At 73.4% G+C, this 252-nt stretch carries 1 protein-coding gene; it reads left to right on the top strand.

From position 1 onward, the window contains the following. Positions 1-252 (top strand): helix-turn-helix domain-containing protein (locus ACP7FG_RS13110; protein WP_439226645.1); only part of this gene is annotated, 252 nt, incomplete at both ends.

Here is a 252-nt window from a genome sequence, read left to right as displayed (position 1 = left end):
GCCATCCAGCTCGAGGCAATCACGGCCGCAGGCGCAGCCGGCCTGAAGGATCACGATCGCTGGCTGACCGCCCGCACCCTGCTGGCCCGCAAGCTCGACGGCCGCCGCTCCACCTCCCGGCTGCCGGCGCTCCTCGACTACGTGCTGACCCGGCCGATCGTCTCGGCCGGCATGATCGCCAAGGAGTTGCGGATCACGCCGCGGGCCGCCCAGGATCTGGTCGCGGAGCTCGGGCTCCGCGAGGCGACGGGG

Source organism: Idiomarina sp. ST10R2A5, assembly GCF_051842325.1.
Taxonomy (GTDB): domain Bacteria; phylum Pseudomonadota; class Gammaproteobacteria; order Enterobacterales; family Alteromonadaceae; genus Idiomarina; species Idiomarina abyssalis.
This window is presented reverse-complemented; position numbering and strand designations above follow the sequence as displayed.